14 protein-coding genes are annotated in these 16200 nt (G+C 73.4%); 9 read left to right on the forward strand and 5 right to left on the reverse strand.

Features of this window, described 5'->3' with window-relative positions; translation table 11 throughout:
• Nucleotides 1-4: 4 nt before the first annotated feature.
• The 5 genes from ACIBP6_RS04740 (at nt 5) to ACIBP6_RS04760 (ending at nt 7812) form a co-directional block, all read left to right on the forward strand.
• Nucleotides 5-1795, forward strand: a complete 1791-nt coding sequence (locus ACIBP6_RS04740) for an IucA/IucC family protein (protein ID WP_397049310.1) — start codon at nt 5-7, stop codon at nt 1793-1795.
• Entirely contained in the window at nt 1792-3144 is a 1353-nt protein-coding gene (locus ACIBP6_RS04745; protein WP_397048768.1) for a lysine N(6)-hydroxylase/L-ornithine N(5)-oxygenase family protein, read from the forward strand. The genes ACIBP6_RS04740 and ACIBP6_RS04745 overlap by 4 nt, the downstream gene beginning before the upstream one ends.
• Before the next feature lie 94 nt (nt 3145-3238).
• Nucleotides 3239-5023: an IucA/IucC family protein gene (locus ACIBP6_RS04750; RefSeq protein WP_397048770.1), complete on the forward strand. Its 1785-nt coding sequence runs from the start codon at nt 3239-3241 to the stop codon at nt 5021-5023.
• Nucleotides 5020-6378: a glutamine synthetase family protein gene (locus ACIBP6_RS04755; RefSeq protein WP_397048772.1), complete on the forward strand. Its 1359-nt coding sequence runs from the start codon at nt 5020-5022 to the stop codon at nt 6376-6378. The genes ACIBP6_RS04750 and ACIBP6_RS04755 overlap by 4 nt, the downstream gene beginning before the upstream one ends.
• Nucleotides 6379-6489: 111 nt before the next feature.
• Nucleotides 6490-7812: an SDR family oxidoreductase gene (locus tag ACIBP6_RS04760; protein WP_397048774.1), complete on the forward strand. Its 1323-nt coding sequence runs from the start codon at nt 6490-6492 to the stop codon at nt 7810-7812.
• Here ACIBP6_RS04760 and ACIBP6_RS04765 read toward each other — a convergent pair.
• Nucleotides 7796-8029: a DUF3040 domain-containing protein gene (locus ACIBP6_RS04765; RefSeq protein WP_397048776.1), complete on the reverse strand. Its 234-nt coding sequence runs from the start codon at nt 8027-8029 to the stop codon at nt 7796-7798. The two genes, ACIBP6_RS04760 and ACIBP6_RS04765, sit on opposite strands and share 17 nt — an antisense overlap.
• Before the next feature lie 489 nt (nt 8030-8518).
• Here ACIBP6_RS04765 and nhaA point away from each other — a divergent pair, with 489 nt between their 5' ends.
• On the forward strand, nt 8519-9862 hold the full coding sequence (gene nhaA / locus ACIBP6_RS04770; protein WP_397048778.1) for a Na+/H+ antiporter NhaA: 1344 nt from the start codon (nt 8519-8521) through the stop codon (nt 9860-9862).
• 73 nt (nt 9863-9935) lie between these two features.
• Entirely contained in the window at nt 9936-11120 is a 1185-nt protein-coding gene (locus tag ACIBP6_RS04775; protein ID WP_397048780.1) for a PucR family transcriptional regulator, read from the forward strand.
• Here the strand turns inward: ACIBP6_RS04775 and ACIBP6_RS04780 are convergent.
• Together ACIBP6_RS04780 and ACIBP6_RS04785 are read right to left on the reverse strand one after the other, a co-directional pair.
• On the reverse strand, nt 11098-11559 hold the full coding sequence (locus ACIBP6_RS04780; protein WP_397048782.1) for a hypothetical protein: 462 nt from the start codon (nt 11557-11559) through the stop codon (nt 11098-11100). The genes ACIBP6_RS04775 and ACIBP6_RS04780 overlap by 23 nt on opposite strands.
• Before the next feature lie 116 nt (nt 11560-11675).
• Nucleotides 11676-12515 carry an NAD-dependent epimerase/dehydratase family protein gene (locus tag ACIBP6_RS04785; protein ID WP_397048784.1) on the reverse strand — a complete coding sequence of 280 codons (840 nt, stop codon included), beginning with the start codon at nt 12513-12515 and terminating at the stop codon, nt 11676-11678.
• Between the two features lie 278 nt (nt 12516-12793).
• On the opposite strand from ACIBP6_RS04785, the gene ACIBP6_RS04790 reads away from it, so the two are divergent.
• Nucleotides 12794-13645 (forward strand): oxidoreductase, encoded by an 852-nt coding sequence (locus tag ACIBP6_RS04790; RefSeq protein WP_397048786.1) that lies wholly within the window; start codon nt 12794-12796, stop codon nt 13643-13645.
• A gap of 12 nt (nt 13646-13657) precedes the next feature.
• Here the strand turns inward: ACIBP6_RS04790 and ACIBP6_RS04795 are convergent, their stop codons facing one another.
• The gene (locus ACIBP6_RS04795) at nt 13658-14560 is read right to left on the reverse strand and encodes a helix-turn-helix domain-containing protein (RefSeq protein ID WP_397048788.1); all 903 of its coding nucleotides are present in this window, start codon (nt 14558-14560) and stop codon (nt 13658-13660) included.
• Nucleotides 14561-14649: 89 nt separating this feature from the next.
• Nucleotides 14650-15579, reverse strand: coding sequence for an AraC family transcriptional regulator (locus tag ACIBP6_RS04800; RefSeq protein ID WP_397048789.1), 930 nt, complete (start codon nt 15577-15579; stop codon nt 14650-14652).
• A 182-nt stretch (nt 15580-15761) separates the two neighbouring features.
• Between ACIBP6_RS04800 and ACIBP6_RS04805 the strand changes: the two genes are divergently transcribed.
• Nucleotides 15762-16094: a nuclear transport factor 2 family protein gene (locus tag ACIBP6_RS04805; RefSeq protein ID WP_397048791.1), complete on the forward strand. Its 333-nt coding sequence runs from the start codon at nt 15762-15764 to the stop codon at nt 16092-16094.
• The last annotated feature ends 106 nt before the right edge of the window (nt 16095-16200 follow it).

Raw genomic sequence — 16200 nt, forward strand, 5'->3', positions numbered from 1 at the left:
GCGGATGGATGCGGACCCGATCGACCACGCCGATCCCGGGCGGGCAGGAGCGGCGGCGGCCATGGAGACGCTGCTCCGGGCGTACGTGCGGGAGACCGCGACGCCGGTGCCGGACGCCGGAGAGCAGCTGGTGCTCACGTTCCCGGCCAGCGGGGTCACGGTCGGCATCCGGGTGCGCCACCGGTCGGCGACGGGCTGGCACCGCTTCGGTGAGCCCTCCGTCCTGACCCCGGAAGCGGTGCGGCCCGCCGACGCGGCGCTCGTCGCGGCCGCGGCGATCCGGGAGACCGTCGTGGTGCGGCGGCTGCCGGCCCACCTAGGCTCCGACGCCGTCGCGCGGGTGCTCGACTCCGCCCGGCGCACCGCCGCCCACCTGGTCAGGCGGCGCGCGGAGGGCGACGCGGGGATGACGCCGTTCCTCGACGCCGAGCAGGCACTCCTGCTGGGCCACCCGTTCCATCCGGCGCCGAAGAGCCGCGAGGAGGCGTCCGTCGCGGAGCTGGACGACTACTCACCTGAGCTGCGCGGCAGGTTCCGCCTGCACTGGTTCGCCGCGGCGCCGTCCGTCGTGGCGGGGGAGAGCGCCGACGGCCGCACCCCCGCCGAGCTGTGCCGGCACCTGGCAGCCGGGGTCGAGCCGCCTCCGGGGATGGTGCCCCTGCCCGCCCACCCGTGGCAGGCGCGCGAGGTGCTGCGCCGCCCGGAGGTGGCCGCGCTGGTGGAGGCGGGGCTGCTGCGGCCGCTCGGCCCGTCCGGTCCCGAGTGGTACGCGACGTCGTCGGTGCGGACCGTGCACCGCCCCGACGCGGACGTGATGCTCAAGCTCTCCCTCGGCCTGCGGATCACCAACTCCCGGCGTAACAATCTGCGCGGGGAGATGCGCCTCGGTGTCCGGGCGGCCCGGCTGCTGGCGGCCGGGCCAGGCGGGTGGCTGCGCGCCGAGCACCCGGAGTTCGCGATCCTGCGCGACTTCGCCTGGGTGTCGGCGGGCGTGGACGGCCCGCAGACCGGCCCCGAGAGCGGCCCCGAGAGCGGCCCCGAGACCGGCCCCGAGACCGGCCTGGAGACGGCGATCCGTGACAACCCGTTCCGCGGCGGCGTCCGCGAGGGTCTGTGCGTGGCCGGGCTGCTGGCCGAGCGGACGGGCCCCGGCGACGGCACGCCTCCCCGGCACCGCGCGCTGCTGGCCGCCGCGCTGGAGCGTGCCGTCCGCGCGCACGGGCTGCCGCCGGGCGAGGCGGCGGCGCTGTGGCTGACCCGCTACCTCGATGTGCTCGCCGTCCCTCTGATCCGCCTGCACGCCAGGTTCGGCATCGCCCTCGAACCGCACCATCAGAACACCCTGGTCGCGCTCGGCGACGACGGCCTGCCGTGCGCCGGCTGGTACCGCGACAGCCAGGGCTACTACGTGGCCGCCTCTCGCGCCGCCGAGCTGGAGTCGCTGCTGCCCGGGCTCGGCGAGGTCGACGTGGTCTTCGACGACGGCTTCGTGGACGAGCGGGTCGCCTACTACCTCGGCGTCAACAACCTGCTCGGCCTGGTGGGCGCGTTCGGCGCGCTCGGCCTGGCCGACGAGGGCGCGCTGCTGCGGGTGCTGCGCGCGGCGCTGGAACGGCTGCGCGCGGCGGAGCCCGGCGCGAAGGGCCTGCTCGACCTGCTCCTGGACGCGCCCGCGCTGCCCTGCAAGGCCAACTACCTGACCTGCGTGGACGGCCGCGACGAGCTCGTCGGCGACGTCCGCACCCAGTCCGTCTACATCGACCTTCCGAACCCACTCACGGAGGTGGAGCGGTGAGCGCCCCCTACGACCTGCTCGGCGTCGGCATAGGTCCGTTCAACCTGTCCCTGGCCGCGCTCAGCGACGGCGTGCCGGAGGTGAACGCACTGTTCCTGGACGCCAAACCGGCCTTTTCCTGGCATCCCGGTCTGCTCATGGAGGGGACGGTGCTCCAGGTGCCGTTCCTGGCCGACCTGGTGACGATGGCCGACCCGACGAGCCAGTGGTCGTACCTGAACTACGTCCGCCGCCACGACCGGATGTTCTCGTTCTTCTTCTCCGAGCGCTTCCACATCCCCCGCCGCGAGTACGACCACTACTGCCGATGGGTCGCCGAGCGGCTGCCTTCGTGCCGGTTCGACGCCGAGGTCACCGCGCTGAGCTGGGACGAGACGGCGGGCGCGTTCTCGGTGACGTACCGGTCGGCGGCCGGGGCGAGCGCGGCGGCGCGCGCCCGGCAGGTGGTGCTGGGAGTGGGCACGGTCCCGGTCGTGCCCGAGCCGCTGCGGCCGCTACTGGAGGCCGGCCGCGTGCTGCACAGCGCCGACTACCTCGCCCACCGCGACCGCCTGGCCGCCGCCGGCGACGTGACCGTGGTCGGCGCCGGGCAGTCGGGCGCGGAGGTGGTGCTCGACCTGCTGCGCCGCCAGGACGGCACGGGCGCGGGCGGCCCGTACGTGCGCTGGCTGGCCCGCACCCCTGCCTTCGCCCCCATGGAGTATTCCAAGATCGGCTTGGAGCACTTCACCCCCGACTACGTCGACTACTTCCGCGGCCTGCCCGAGGACCGCCGCGAACGGCTCGTCCGCGAGCAGTGGCAGCTCTACAAGGGCGTCAGCGCCGAGACGCTCGGCGACATCCACGACGAGCTGTACGAGCGGACCATCGGCGGGGCCGAGCCGCGCGCGGCGCTGCACCCCGGCGTGGAAGTGGTCTCGGCCGCGGCCGACGGCGACGGGTACGCCCTGACCTGCCGCCACGGCGAGCAGGAGGCGTTCTTCCAGGTGCGCACCTCGGCCGTGGTGCTGGCCACCGGGTACGCCGCCGCCCGCCCCGCGTTCCTGGAGCCGCTGGCAGACCTGATCGACTGGGACGCCAAGGGCCGCTACCAGGTGGACGGCGACTACCGGGTGGCGCTGGACCCGCGCGTGTCCGGGGCGGTGTTCGTCCAGAACGCCGAGATGCACAGCCACGGCGTGGGCGCGCCGGACCTGACGCTGGGCGCGTGGCGGGCGGCGAGGATCCTGAACGCGGTCACCGGCCGCACCGTGGTGCCGGTGCCCGCGCGGGCGGCGTGGACGACGTTCGGGGCGCCCCGGCTGCCCGGCGCGATGGAGGCCGCCACCCCTGAGAGCTCGCTGACGTGACCGCCGCCCGACGACGGACGCGTCTTGGCCGCCGTCGTCCGTTGCTCGCCGCGGTCGTGGCCGCACGGCGACCCGTTGTCAAGGAGATCCCCCGATGAACCTCTCTGCCCGTGAGGCCTGGGAGCGGGCCGGCCGCCGCCTGCTCGTCAAGGCCGTCGAGGAGTTCGCCTACGAGGAGCTGCTGGTCCCCGAGCCCGAGCCGGGCCGGCCCGGCGCGTACCGATTGGACCTGGGCGACGGCGTGTGCTGGACGTTCCGGGCCGCGCGCGGCACGTTCGGCGCCTGGCGCGTCGAAGAGGGCACGCTGCGGCGGCACCCGGCCCCCGCCGACGGTGAGGCCGGCCCGGAACGGCTGCTGCTCGACGCGCGCCACGTCCTCGGCTGGGACGGCCCGGCCACTGCGGAGGTGCTGCGCGAGCTCACCGCCACCCGGCAGGCCGAGGCGCGGCTGCTGTCCGGAGCCCTGCCCGCCGCCCGGCTCGCCGACCTCGACCACCTGGACCTGGAGGCACAGCAGGAGGGGCACCCCTGCATGTTGCTCAACAAGGGCAGGCTCGGGTTCGCCGCCTCGGACGCCGCCGCCTACGCCCCCGAGGCGGCCGGGTCGGTACGGCTGCTGTGGGCGGCCGTGCACGGGTCGCTGGCCGAATACTCCGGAGGGCCCGGGCTGGACCAGGAGACGCTGCTGGGCGAGGAACTGGACGAAGAGACACGCAAGCGGTTCGCCGTCGCGCTGGAGGCCGGGACGGACCTGAACCCCGCCGGGTTCACGTGGCTGCCCGTGCACCCGTTTCACTGGGACGAGGCCGTCGCGCCGCTGTTCGCCCCGTACCTGGCGGACGGGCGGATCGTGCTGCTCGGCGAGGGCCCCGACCGCTACCGCCCGCTGCAGTCGGTCCGCACCCTCGCCAACCTGGACCGCCCCGACCGGCGCAACGTCAAGGTGCCGCTGCTCATCCGCAACACGCTGGTGTGGCGGGGGCTGTCCACCGAGCCGACCCGGGCGGCGCCCGACGTGAGCGCCTGGCTGCACGGGCTGCGCGCCGCCGACCCGTACCTGCGGGACGAGCTGCGCTTCCACCCGCTCGGAGAAGTCGCCTCCGTCGCCGTCCGGCACCCGCTGTACGAGTCCGTGCGCGACGCGCCGTACCGCTACCACGAGCTTTTCGGCGCGGTCTGGCGCGAGCCGGTGACGGCGCTGCTCGGCGCGGGCGAACGGGCGCGCACCATGGCCGCCCTGCTCAAGGTCGGGTCGGACGGCCGCGCCCTGGTGGCGGAGCTGGTCGAGCGCTCCGGGCTCGATCCGCGCGCCTGGCTGGCCCGGCTCCTGTCGGCGCTGCTGCCCGGCCTGCTGCACCACCTCTACCGATACGGCATCGCCTACTGCCCGCACGGCGAGAACACCGTGATCCTGTACGACACCGCCGACGTCCCCGCCGGCATCGCGGTCAAGGACTTCGCCGAGGACGTCAACCTGCTGCCGGACGACCTGCCCGAGTACGCCGCCCTGTCCGGCCGCGCCCGCGAGGTGCTGCTGCGCTGGCCCGCCCGCGAGCTGGCCCACTCGCTGCTCAGCGCGGTCTTCGCCGGCCACTTCCGGTTCTTCGCGCCGCTGGTGGAGGAGCACCTCGGCGTGCCGGAGCCCGAGTTCTGGCGCTTCGTACGCGAGGAGATCGAGCGCTACCACGCCGGCTTCCCCGAGCTGGCCGGCCGCGCGGAGGCGTTCGGCCTGTTCGCCCCCGAGTTCGGCCGGGTGGCGCTCAACCGGGAACAGCTGCTCGGCGGCGGCTTCCACGACCGCGCCGAACGCGACGAGGGCTTCGACGTCGTCCACGGCACGGTCGCCAACCCGCTCGCCCGCACGGAGGAGACCCGATGACAGCGCTCACCTACCAGCAGCTGCGTGCCGAGGCCGAGGCCGGGCGGATCGAAGAGGTGATCGTCGCCGTGCCGGACCTGCAGGGCCGCCTCCAGGGCAGCCGGCTGTCCGTGCCGTACTTTCTGGACGAGGTCTCCCGGCAGGGCTTCGGCGCCTGCGTCTACCTGCTGGCCTCCGACGTGGAGATGGGCACCGGACCCGGCTACGCCATTGACGCCTGGAAATCCGGTTTCGGCGACTTCGTGCTGCGCCCCGAACCGGCCACCCTGCGCGCCCTGCCGTGGGACCCCGGCACCGCGCTGGTCCTGGCCGACGCCGTCTGGCCGGGCGGCGAACCCGTCGAGGTGGCCCCGCGCCGGGTGCTGCGCGCCCAGCTCGACCGGCTGGCCGAACACGGCCTGACCGCGCTCGCCGGGACCGAGCTGGAGTTCCTGGTCTTCCGCACCACGTACCGGGACGCCTGGGAACGCCGCTACCACGGCCTGGAAACGGGCACCCGCTACAACGTCGACTACTCCCTGCAGGGACTGGCCGAGATCGAACCGGTGGTACGCCGCGTCCGCCGCGAGATGGTGCGCGCCGGGCTCCCCATGGAGACCGCCCGAGGGGAGTGCCACCCCGGCCAGTACGAGATCGTCTTCCGCTACGACGAGGCCATGGCGACCTGCGACAAGCACGTCCTGTTCAAGAACGGCGCCAAGCAGATCGCCGGGCAGGAGGGTGTGGCGCTCACGTTCATGCCCAAGTTCGACGAGGGCGAGGGCAACTCCTGCCACGTCCATCTGTCGCTGCGCGGTACGGACGGCGCCACGGCCTTCGCCGACGAGGAGTCCGCCGACGGGTCGTCGGAGCTGTTCCGGCACTTCGTGGCCGGTCAGCTCGCCTGCCTGCCCGAGCTGGCCCTGCTCATGGCCCCGAACGTCAACTCCTACAAGCGGCTCCAACCCGGCGCGTTCGCCCCCACCGGCATCACCTGGGGCCGGGACAACCGCACCTGCCCCATCCGCGTGGTCGGCTCAGGCGCGTCGCTGCGCATCGAGCACCGGGTGCCCGGCGGGGACGCCAACCCCTACCTCGCCGTCGCCGCCATGGTGGCCGCCGGCCTGCACGGCATCGAGAACCGGCTGCCCCTGCCCGCCCCGCACACGGCCAACGCCCTGGCCGACCCGTCGGTGCCCCGGCTGCCCACCGCACTGACGGAGGCGCTGCGCCGCTGGGAGACGAGCGAGCTGGCCGCCAAGGTGTTCGGTGACGCGGTGGTGGGCCACTACGCGCAGGCGGCGCGGGCGGAGCTGGCGGCGTTCGAGACCGCGGTCACGGACTGGGAGCGGATGCGCGGGTTCGAGCGCCTGTGACCCGCGCCGCGCGGCCTCTGCCTCCTCGCGACCGGCACTGGCCGGGCGGGCGGTGTAGGACCCGCCCCGGGCGGGCAGTCGGCGGTGAGGCGTGTTCGCGGGGGGATGGCGATGGCGCGATGTCTGGTGACCGGGGCGACCGGCTACATCGGGGGACGGCTCGTGCCGGAGCTGCTCGGCGCTGGCCACGCGGTCCGCTGCATGGTGCGTTCCCCCGACCGGCTGCGTGAGCGTCCCTGGCGCGGCCGGGTCGAGGTCGGCGTGGCCGACGCGACGGATCCGCTGCGTACCGGGCAGGCGCTGGAGGGCGTGGACGTCGCGTACTACCTCGTCCACACCATGGGGTCGGGACGCGGCTTCGCCGCCCGGGATCGCGCGGCGGCCTCGACGTTCGCCGCGGCGGCCCGCAGGGCGGGTGTGCGCCGCATCGTCTACCTCGGCGGCCTCACACCGGGCGGTGAGGTCTCGCCGCATCTGCGGTCCAGGGAAGAGGTGGCGCGGATCCTGCTGGACTCCGGCGTTCCGACGGCGGTGCTGCGTGCCGCGGTCATCATCGGCTCAGGATCGGCGTCGTTCGAGATGTTGCGGTACCTGACCGAGCGGCTGCCGGCCATGACCACGCCCTCCTGGGTGCGGACCAGGACGCAGCCGATCGCGATCCGGGACGTGCTGCGCTACCTGGTCGGCTGCGCGCGGCTGCCGCCGGACGTGCACCGGGCGTTCGACGTCGGCGGCCCCGACGTCCTGACGTACGCCGGCATGATGCGCGGGTACGCCGCGGTGGCGGGCCTGCCGCGCCGGTTGATCATCCCGGTGCCGGTGCTCACGCCGCGGTTGTCGAGCCTCTGGGTCGGTCTGGTCACCCCGGTGCCGGCCCGGGTGGCGCGTCCCCTGGTGGAGTCGCTGCGCAACGAGACGGTCTGCCGCGAGCACGACATCGCCCGGTACGTCCCCGACCCGCCGGGCGGGCTGATCGCGTTCGAGCAGGCCGTGGACCTGGCGCTGCGCCGGATCAAGGACGCCGACGTCGCCACCCGCTGGACGTCGGCCCCGGCCCCCGGCGCCCCGAGCGACCCCCTGCCGACCGACCCGGACTGGGCAGGCGGAGTGTTGTACGCGAACGAGCGCAGCCGCGCCGTGCCGGCGCCGCCCGCCGCCCTGTGGCGGCTGCGCGTGGGGGACACGCTGGGCTCCTGGCGGGTGGAGGAGGTCGTGCCTGGCCGCCTCCTGCGGCTGCGCGCCGAGACGCGGCTGCCCGGCCTGGCGTGGCTGGAGCTGACCTGCCGCGAGGAGCAGGGGAGGACCGTGTACGGGCAGCGCGCGATCTTCCACCCGCGCGGCCTGCTGGGCCACCTGTACTGGTGGGCCGGCGCGCCCTTCCACCGGCGCCGGGTGCCGGGGGACATCGCGCGCCGGCTCACCCGGGCGTCGTGAGCAGCAGCCCCACGACGATGAGGAACACGCACACGCCGATCAGGACGGTGACGCGCCACACGTAGCCGGGCACGGTGCGAGGCCCTCGCCATTCCTTGGGCGGCGGAGATTCGCCCTGGTACGTCCTGGCGAGGAGGGCGTCCAGATCCGGGTCTTCGAAGGCGAGCCGCTCCTCGATCTCTTCGAGGGCCCGCTGTTCCCCTTTGGAGAGTCTCATCGCGATCACCTCGATGCGCTCTCGGTTGCGTGTTCGTTCGTGGTCCTGGGCGCCGCGCGGGCCTGTGCGTCCGTCCCGCTCCGGCGTGCGGGGCCCGTCGATGAGGTGGGCCGCCACGACAGCGTGGCGGACAAGAGACGACTTCGCCCCCTCCTCTCCTTGACGCCCTTGCCCCCGATCCGCGGTCTCATACTCAGGTCCCCGGCCGTCCTCGCATGTTGCCGGTGACCGGCAGTCCGGCCGGGGTGACGTTGCCGCCGCGATCCCTTGTCCCTCGGCCCCTGGAAAAGGGAGGGTGGGACGGGCACCTCCGCGACCTCTCCCCGGGAGTCACGGAGGTGCCGTTCATGGTCGGGGGAACCGGGATTCCGACGTTGCCGTGTACCGGCAAGGTCCGGCTCGCCGAGGCTGCGTCCGGCGGCCCTGTCGCGTACCGCGTCTTCCCCGCCAGGCTTCCGATAAGGCCGAAATTTCCTGATTTGGAGTGATATGACCCAGCCTGCGCGCAGTGCACCCCGTCTGTTCGGACGGGGCTCCTGGACCGAGGCCCGCCGCATCGCCGACATCCTGCGCAAGGAGACCATCGGCGGGGCCCTGCTCCTAGGGGGAGCCGCACTGGCCATGGTGTGGGCGAACTCTCCGTGGTCGGCCGCCTACGAGTCGGTGCGCGGCCACACGATCGGCCCCGCTTCGCTGCACCTCGACCTGGACCTCGCGACCTGGGCCGCCGACGGGCTGCTTGCCGTCTTCTTCTTCGTGGCCGGCCTGGAGCTCAAGCGCGAGTTCGTCGCCGGTGACCTGCGCTCGCCACGGCGGGCGGCGGTGCCGGTCGCCGCCGCCGTCGGCGGTGTGCTGGTCCCGGCCCTGCTCTACCTGCTGGTCACCCGCAACGCCGAGGGAGCCGCGGCGGGCTGGGCGATCCCCACCGCCACCGACATCGCCTTCGCGCTGGCGGTGCTCGCGGTCATCGGCCGGTATCTGCCGGCGGCGCTGCGGACGTTCCTGCTGACCCTGGCCGTGGTCGACGACCTGCTGGCGATCTTCATCATCGCCGTCTTCTACACCAGCGACCTGGCGCCCGTGCCGCTGCTGGCCGCGCTCGTGCCGCTGGCGCTGTTCACCGTGCTGGTGCAGCGCCGCGTACGGTCCTGGTGGCTGCTGCTGCCGCCGGCCCTGGCGGTCTGGGCGCTGGTGCACGCCTCCGGTGTGCACGCGACCGTCGCCGGAGTGCTGCTCGCCTTCGCCGTGCCGGTCGTGCGGAGCATGCGCGCCGGCGGCCCCGACGCCGGCCCCGGGCTGGCCGAGCACTTCGAGCACCGCTTCCGGCCCCTGTCGGCCGGCGTGGCGGTTCCACTGTTCGCGTTCCTGTCGGCGGGCGTGTACCTGGGCGGGCTGGACGGCGCCGTCACCGCACTGGGCGACCCGATCGCTCTCGGCATCGTGGCCGGCCTGGTCATCGGCAAGCCCGTCGGGATCATGGCCGCGACGTGGCTGGTCGCCCGCTTCACCCGTGCCCACCTCGACGAGGGGCTGACCTGGGTGGACGTGCTGGGCCTCGCCATGCTGGCCGGCATCGGGTTCACGGTGTCGCTGCTCATCGGCGACCTCGCCTTCGGCGCCGAACGGGGCGACTACGTCAAGATCGCCGTGCTGGCCGGCTCGCTGGTCGCGGCGCTGCTGGCGACGGTGGTCCTCCGCCTGCGCAACCGCGCCTACCGGCTCCTGCACGAGGCCGAGACCGCCGACCGCGACCTCGACGACGTCCCCGACATCTACCAGGACCGCGAGCCCGTCGACCACCACGCCCCGGGGCACCTTGCCGATGGCCGGTAAGGGGAAACCGGCATAGGTCATCAAGTGTCTCGGCAGGTTGCCGAAGGCTGGTCCTTTGCACGAGTCTGGGACTATGGCTCCGAAACGGCACGAAGTGGACCACGCACGCCTGGCGGAGATCGCCGACCGTGCCGGCGCCGACGCCGGTGGCGTTCCCGCCGAGTGGCTGAGGGAGTACCTTCCGCTGCTGGCCGACGTCAGCAGGACGGGGCGGCGCCCGGACGCCGCGGAGCTGTCGTCCATGCGCGCGTGCGGCGAGTCGGCCGCGCGCGACGGAGTGCCGCTGCGCGCGATCATCGACGTGCACCTGAGCGCCACCTGGATGGCCTGGCCGCTGCTGCCGGGCATCGCCGGGAGCAGGCGCGCCGAGGAGCTCCGCTCCGCAGGGGAAGCCGTCTTCAGGGCGGCCGACCGGTCGATCGTGGCGCTGGTCGAGGGGTACGAGCGGGCACAGCGCATGATGATCCGGCGTGAGGAGGCGCTGCGCCGGGAGTTCATCGACGACCTGCTCCACGGCCGCCGCGACCTCGGCGCCCTGGCCGAGCGGGCGGCTCGCTTCGGGCTGCGGCTGGCCGGCTCCCACGTCGTCGCCATCGCCGAGGCGGAGCGGCCCTTCTACGACGGCGGCCCGGTCTCCCGGCACGTCGAGGCGTCGTTGCTGAACCGGTTCGGCCTGCAGGACCTGATGGTCGCCACCAAGGAGGGCCTGCTGGTCTGCGTGTCCTCCGGCTACGTGGAAGGCGTGAGCGAGGCGTTCGCCTCCCTCGTCCAGGACATGATGACGGACGACCCGTCGCTGCGGGTCGCCGTGGGCCGGGCCCACCACGGGCCCGGCGGGGTCGTGCGCTCCTTCGAGGAGGCCCGCAACGTGGTGGCGCTGGCCCGCCGGCTGCAGCTGCCGGAACGCGTGCTGCGCGCCTCCGACCTGCTCGTGCTGCAGGTGCTGCTGAGGGACCAGGCGGCGATCACCGAACTGGTCGAGGCGGTGCTGGGCCCGCTGCGCGCCGCCAGGGGAGGGCCCGGCACCCTGCTGGAGACGCTGTTCGCCTACTTCGCCACCGGCGGCGTCGCCACGCTCACGGCGGGCCGGCTGCACGTCGGCGTCCGTACGGTCACCTACCGCCTGGAACGGGTCCGCGAGCTGACCGGCTACCGCCTGGACAACCCGATCCAGCGGCACGCGCTCGAGACGGCGACCCTGGGCGCCCGCCTGCTCGGCTGGCCGGCCGAGACCGTCACCCGGCCTTCGGCTCCCTAGCCTCGCTCTCGCACACCCGCAGCAGCCGTTCCAGCAGGTGATCAGCGGAGATCACCGGTGACCCGGCGTCGTCGTGGACCGCGGCGAGCGCGCTGCGCCGCCGCGACATCTGGGTGAGCACCTGCAGCGTCGTGGCCCCGCCCGGCACACGGCAGCGCTCCCAGGCGGGCAGCCCGGGCAGGTCGCCGATCGGGCGCCGGGCCGCCTCGGCCAGGATGCGGTCACCGATCTCCTCCGGGACGGCCCCGGCCAGGTTCGGGCTCTCGCGGAACGGCCACGGCAGCAGCAGGTCGAGCACCTCCTGCAGCGAGAGCGCCGTCACGGGCCGGCCGTCGAAGCCGACGATCACCACCCCGGGGCGCCGGCCGCGCACCATCACCGCCAGCACGTCCAGCACACTGACATCGGACCGCAGGACCGGGCATTCGCGGGCGATCATGTGTCTCATCTCCCTCAGCAGTCTTCACCCGCATGCTGACAACCCGTGGGCGAGCGGCACAAGGTGCACGCCTGCCCGTGGGAGCGCCGGTTCCTTGCCGCCGATCGGCAAACCGTTCACAGGAACGACGCGTGACCGGGACGCCAGTTCAGCCACAGCCGCGCCCGGTGGTTGCCGGCTCCGCGCAACCGGGTCATGAAGGCCACCCCCCAGGCCCCCGCGAACAGCCGCCCCATGAACACCGGCAGCCGCCTCGGCGCCGGACCGCCGAGCTTGGCCGCGTACGCCGGCACCCACTCCCGCAGGGGCACCGGGTGGTCGTCCACGATGTTGAGCACCCCGGTCACCTCCCGGTCCAGCGCGGCCACGATCGCGGTGGCCGCGTCGTGGACGTGGGTGAAGGAGAAGACCGACCCGCCGTCCCCCAGGATCGGCAGCCTGCCCTCGGCGACCTGCCGGGTCATCGAGCCGTCGGCGTCGTAGTGCGTGCCCGGGCCGGTCAGGTGGCCGAAGCGCAGCGCCAGCCCGCCCTGCTCCCTGGTCAGCCGCTCCAGCTCGGCCAGCGCCCGCAGCGACGGCTGGAACGGCGCCGGCGCGTCGTCCCACAGCGGCTCGTCCTCGTCCGCCGGTTCCGCGCCGGGCCGGTAGACGTAGGCGAGGCTCTGCGTGATCACCTTCGCGCCGCCCGCCGCCTCCAGCAGGTTCCGCGTCCCCTCGCTGCGCAGCCGGTTGGTGACCGCGAAGTCCCGGGCGAACGTCTTGGGATCGATCACCGCCGGAACGCGGGTGGCCAGATGGACCACGGCGTCCGGCGCCGCCCGCCGTACGGCGCGCACCGAAGCCGCGCGGTCCAGCAGATCGGCGGTGAACGGGACGACCTCGTGCCCGACCGTGGCGAGGAGGGGGACGAGCTGACGACCGACGACGCCCGTGGCGCCGGCGACAAGAACTCTCATGCCCCCTGGACGGGGCACCCCGGCCGTATGTGACACGGCGCGTCAGGTCGACCCGCTCACCGACGAGCAGGTGGGTCGGCTGCGGGCGATCGTGCGGGCTCTGTGGCAGGGGCTGGACCCCGCACCGGACAGACCAGGGCCGTACCCCCGACGTCTTCGGCGCGGACGCGTACCCCGACGTCCGCTTTATCGGCATTTGGGGGAGATGGGGTTGAGCGGGAACCGGCGGAGCGTATCGTCCGAGACACTGCCATAGCCGGAAGTAAGGAAACGACGTCATGAGCGTGTGGTTCGTCACCGGTGCGTCCCGTGGGTTCGGCGCCGAGATCGTCCACGAGGCGCTGTCGCGCGGTCACCAGGTCGTCGCGACGGCGCGGAAGGTGGAGTCCGTCCTGGCCGCCTTCCCCGACGCGGGCGAGAGTCTGCTGCCGGTGTCCCTCGACGTGACGGACGAGGAGCAGGCGCGGGCGGTGGCGGAGGCCGCGAGGGCGGCGTTCGGCCGGATTGACGTCCTGGTCAACAACGCCGGCCGCGGCCTGCTCGGCGCCGTCGAGGAGACGAGCGACGCCGAGGCGCGCGCCGTCTTCGACACCAACGTCTTCGGCCTGCTGGCGGTCACCCGGGCGGTCGTGCCGGTGCTGCGCGCGCAGGGGTCCGGCACGATCGTGAACCTGTCGTCCGTGGGCGGTTTCGCCGGCTCGCCCGGCTGGGGCGTCTACGGCGCGACCAAGTTCGCCGTGGAGGGGCTGTCGGAGGCGCTGCACGCCGAGCTGGCGCCACTCGGCGTGCACGTCATGGTCGTGGAGCCCGGCTACTTCCGTACCGACTTCCTCGACTCCTCAAGCCTGCAGGCCACCGGCGCGCAGATCGCGGACTACGCCGGCGGGCCGGTGGGCGCGACGCGCGCCCGCGCCGCCGACGTCAACCACCAGCAGCCCGGCGACCCGGTCAAGGCCGCCAAGGCGATCGTCGACGTGGTGGATTCCGGCAAGGCCCCGCTCCGCCTCCAGCTCGGCTCCGACTGCGTCGCGGCGGTGGAGAGCAAACTGGAGCGGGTACGCCGGGAGCTCGACGAGTGGCGTTCGGTCTCCGTGGCCACCGACCACGACGACGTCATCCGTACAGGCTGACCAAGCGGTTGACTAGCGGTGGGCGACCACCGCCGCGAGCAGCCATCGGAAGGCCGGGACCGCCGGCGGTGCGGGCGGCCGGCCGTTGAGGACGCCCAGGAGTTGCCAGTACCGCTCCACCCGGGGCTCGGCGACCATGCCCAGCCAGGAGATCAGGGAGGCGGTCTCCTCGGCGGGCAGGCCGGCGGGCACGATCCGGTCCAGGACGGCGGTCGCCGCCGCCGACTCCGGGGCGATCCCCCGTTCCAAGGCGCCGCCCGCGTGCTCCAGCACCAGGGGCCGCAGGTCGAGGCCGAACTCCAAGCGGTCGTCGCCGCTCACGATCATGTCCCGCAGGGTCCGCTGGAAGCCCTCGTCGGCGACCAGCTCCGCCAGTTCGACCCAGGCGTCGACCTGCTCCGACGTCGGATCCTCCGGCAGATCGGACGGCAGGTCGCGCATCCATCCCGCGACGAGCGCGGCGTCCTCGTCGAGGACGCCGGCGAACGCGCGGTCCACGAACGCGTCGATGATCTGCTGGCGTTCCCGGGCTGACAACCGGGCGAGTGCGTGCATCAAGGTGATCTCCTCGGTGGTGCTGTCACGGCGGGCGAGCACACGCAGGACGGCACGCCGTACCTTCAGGGTGCGGATCTCCGCGTCGAGGGCTTCGACGTGCGTCGCGGCCAGCTCTCTCAGCGTGGACTGCTCGCGCAGGATCCGCTGGACGTCGTCCAGACCGAGCCCGAGATCGCGAAGCGTCCTGACCAGGTCGAGCCGCGCGACCGCCGCCGCGTCGTAAAGCCGATAGCCGCCGGTCGACCTGCCGGCCGGAGGCACGACACCGCTGTCGGACCAGAAACGGATGGTGCGCGCCTGCAGCCCGGTACGCTGGGCCAGCTGCCCGATGGTGTAGAGATCCCGCGCGTTGCTCATGGCTCGAATGTGCACCTTCCACCCACTGGAATCACAAGCCATATTCGCCGGTCGCCCGATGAGGCCGCCTCAGCAGGAGCGCGCCCGCTCTACGCCTTGATGGGGTGCCGGGGGGTGGCTAGGCGGCGGTAGGCGCCGGGGGTGAGGCCGAACTCGCGTTTGAAGGCGCGGTTGAAGGCGAACTCGGAGGTGTATCCCACCCGCTCGGCCACGGCCCGGAGCGGCGCGTCGTCGCCGCCGCGGAGTATCCGTCCGGCCGTGGTCATCCGCCACCAGGTCAGGTACGCCATCGGCGGGCGCCCGACGAGCTCGGTGAAGCGCTTGGAGAACGCGGCCCGGGACAGACCGGCTCGCCGGCTCAGCAGCTCGACGGTCCAGGCTGTCGCGGGCTCGGCGTGCATGTGCTGGAGCGCGGAACCGACGGCCGGGTCGTCGAGCGCCGCGGCCCAGCCGCCGGCGCCGCGCGGGGCGTGGTCGCGGTACCAGGTGCGCAGGATGTACAGCAGCATGGCGTCGAGCAGCGCGGGAATCGCCGCGTCGGTGCCGGGCCTGCGCTGGTCGAGCTCGTCCCCGAGCAGATCGACGACGGCGTTGAGCGCCGTGCGCCTGCCCACCCGCCGCGGGAGGTGGATGAAGGCGGGAAGCTCGGCGAGCAACGGGTGGGCGCCGGCCCGGTCGAGCTGGTACGAGCCGCACATCAGGACGGTGAGCGGGCCGGCGGTGTCGGGCGCCGGCACCCAGGAGTCGTCCATGTCGGGCGCGACGTCGACGAGCTCGCTGCCGGGCGAGTCGGCGAGGGCGAGCTCGTGGCCGTGCGGAACGAGCACGACATCCCCGGCGCTCAGCGGCACCGGGTCGCAGCCCGCGGACAACAGCCAGCACCGGCCCTGCAGGACGACGTGGAAACCGGTCCCGGGGGCGGCCGGGAACCGCAGCCCCCACGGTGCCGTCCGGCGGGTGCGCGCCGCATGCGGCCGACCGGTACGGATGACGGCGACCGCGTCGCTGACCACGTCCACGATCCGATCGTACAGAGAATGACCGGTAGTGAAGACGAACGGGCAAATTTCCGACTCTCGCTGGCATAGGTAGTCCACCGCGACGTTCATAGGCTGAGACGAGGCAATGCCCCGATCTCGCGGGTACCGGCTACGACGCCGAGCACACCGTGTGACCGACCGGCCCGAACAGGAGAACGATCATGACCAGCACCGCCACCGCTCCCCGGATCATCCGGCGCTACTTCGAGCTCGCCCCTTCACCGGACACCGAGGCGTACTTCGCCCTGTTCACCGAGGACGCCCTCGTCGAGGACGAAGGCAGGGAGTACGCGGGCATCGACGCCATCCGGGCCTGGCGCACCGAGGTCCCTCTCGTCGAGTACACGATCACCGATGTCGAACCGGCCGACGAAGGGCTCGTCGTGACCTGCACGATCACGGGGGATTTCCCGGGCAGCCCTTTCGCCGGTCTGAGGTTCCACTTCGAAGACTTCGACGAGGACCACGTGAAGGCTCTGCGCATCCGGCCATGAGCACCGCGCCAGCCTTCTGGCTCCAGCAGGTGGCGGCCGCGCGGGCTCTCGGCGGTGCCCGGACGCCGGCCGAGCTCCTCACGGGCGCGGTCGTTGTGAATCGGCT

The organism is Nonomuraea terrae (assembly GCF_044465245.1).
Taxonomy (GTDB): Bacteria; Actinomycetota; Actinomycetes; order Streptosporangiales; family Streptosporangiaceae; genus Nonomuraea; species Nonomuraea terrae.

Coding starts and splice junctions, on each gene's coding strand:
- ACIBP6_RS04790 (WP_397048786.1), top strand. CDS start 12,794: ATGAGCGTGTGGTTCGTCACCGGTGCGTCCCGTGGGTTCGGCGCCGAG.
- ACIBP6_RS04750 (WP_397048770.1), top strand. CDS start 3,239: ATGAACCTCTCTGCCCGTGAGGCCTGGGAGCGGGCCGGCCGCCGCCTG.
- ACIBP6_RS04795 (WP_397048788.1), bottom strand. CDS start 14,560: ATGAGCAACGCGCGGGATCTCTACACCATCGGGCAGCTGGCCCAGCGT.
- nhaA (WP_397048778.1), top strand. CDS start 8,519: ATGACCCAGCCTGCGCGCAGTGCACCCCGTCTGTTCGGACGGGGCTCC.
- ACIBP6_RS04805 (WP_397048791.1), top strand. CDS start 15,762: ATGACCAGCACCGCCACCGCTCCCCGGATCATCCGGCGCTACTTCGAG.
- ACIBP6_RS04775 (WP_397048780.1), top strand. CDS start 9,936: ATGGCTCCGAAACGGCACGAAGTGGACCACGCACGCCTGGCGGAGATC.
- ACIBP6_RS04785 (WP_397048784.1), bottom strand. CDS start 12,515: ATGAGAGTTCTTGTCGCCGGCGCCACGGGCGTCGTCGGTCGTCAGCTC.
- ACIBP6_RS04740 (WP_397049310.1), top strand. CDS start 5: ATGGATGCGGACCCGATCGACCACGCCGATCCCGGGCGGGCAGGAGCG.
- ACIBP6_RS04760 (WP_397048774.1), top strand. CDS start 6,490: ATGGCGCGATGTCTGGTGACCGGGGCGACCGGCTACATCGGGGGACGG.
- ACIBP6_RS04765 (WP_397048776.1), bottom strand. CDS start 8,029: ATGAGACTCTCCAAAGGGGAACAGCGGGCCCTCGAAGAGATCGAGGAG.
- ACIBP6_RS04780 (WP_397048782.1), bottom strand. CDS start 11,559: ATGATCGCCCGCGAATGCCCGGTCCTGCGGTCCGATGTCAGTGTGCTG.
- ACIBP6_RS04755 (WP_397048772.1), top strand. CDS start 5,020: ATGACAGCGCTCACCTACCAGCAGCTGCGTGCCGAGGCCGAGGCCGGG.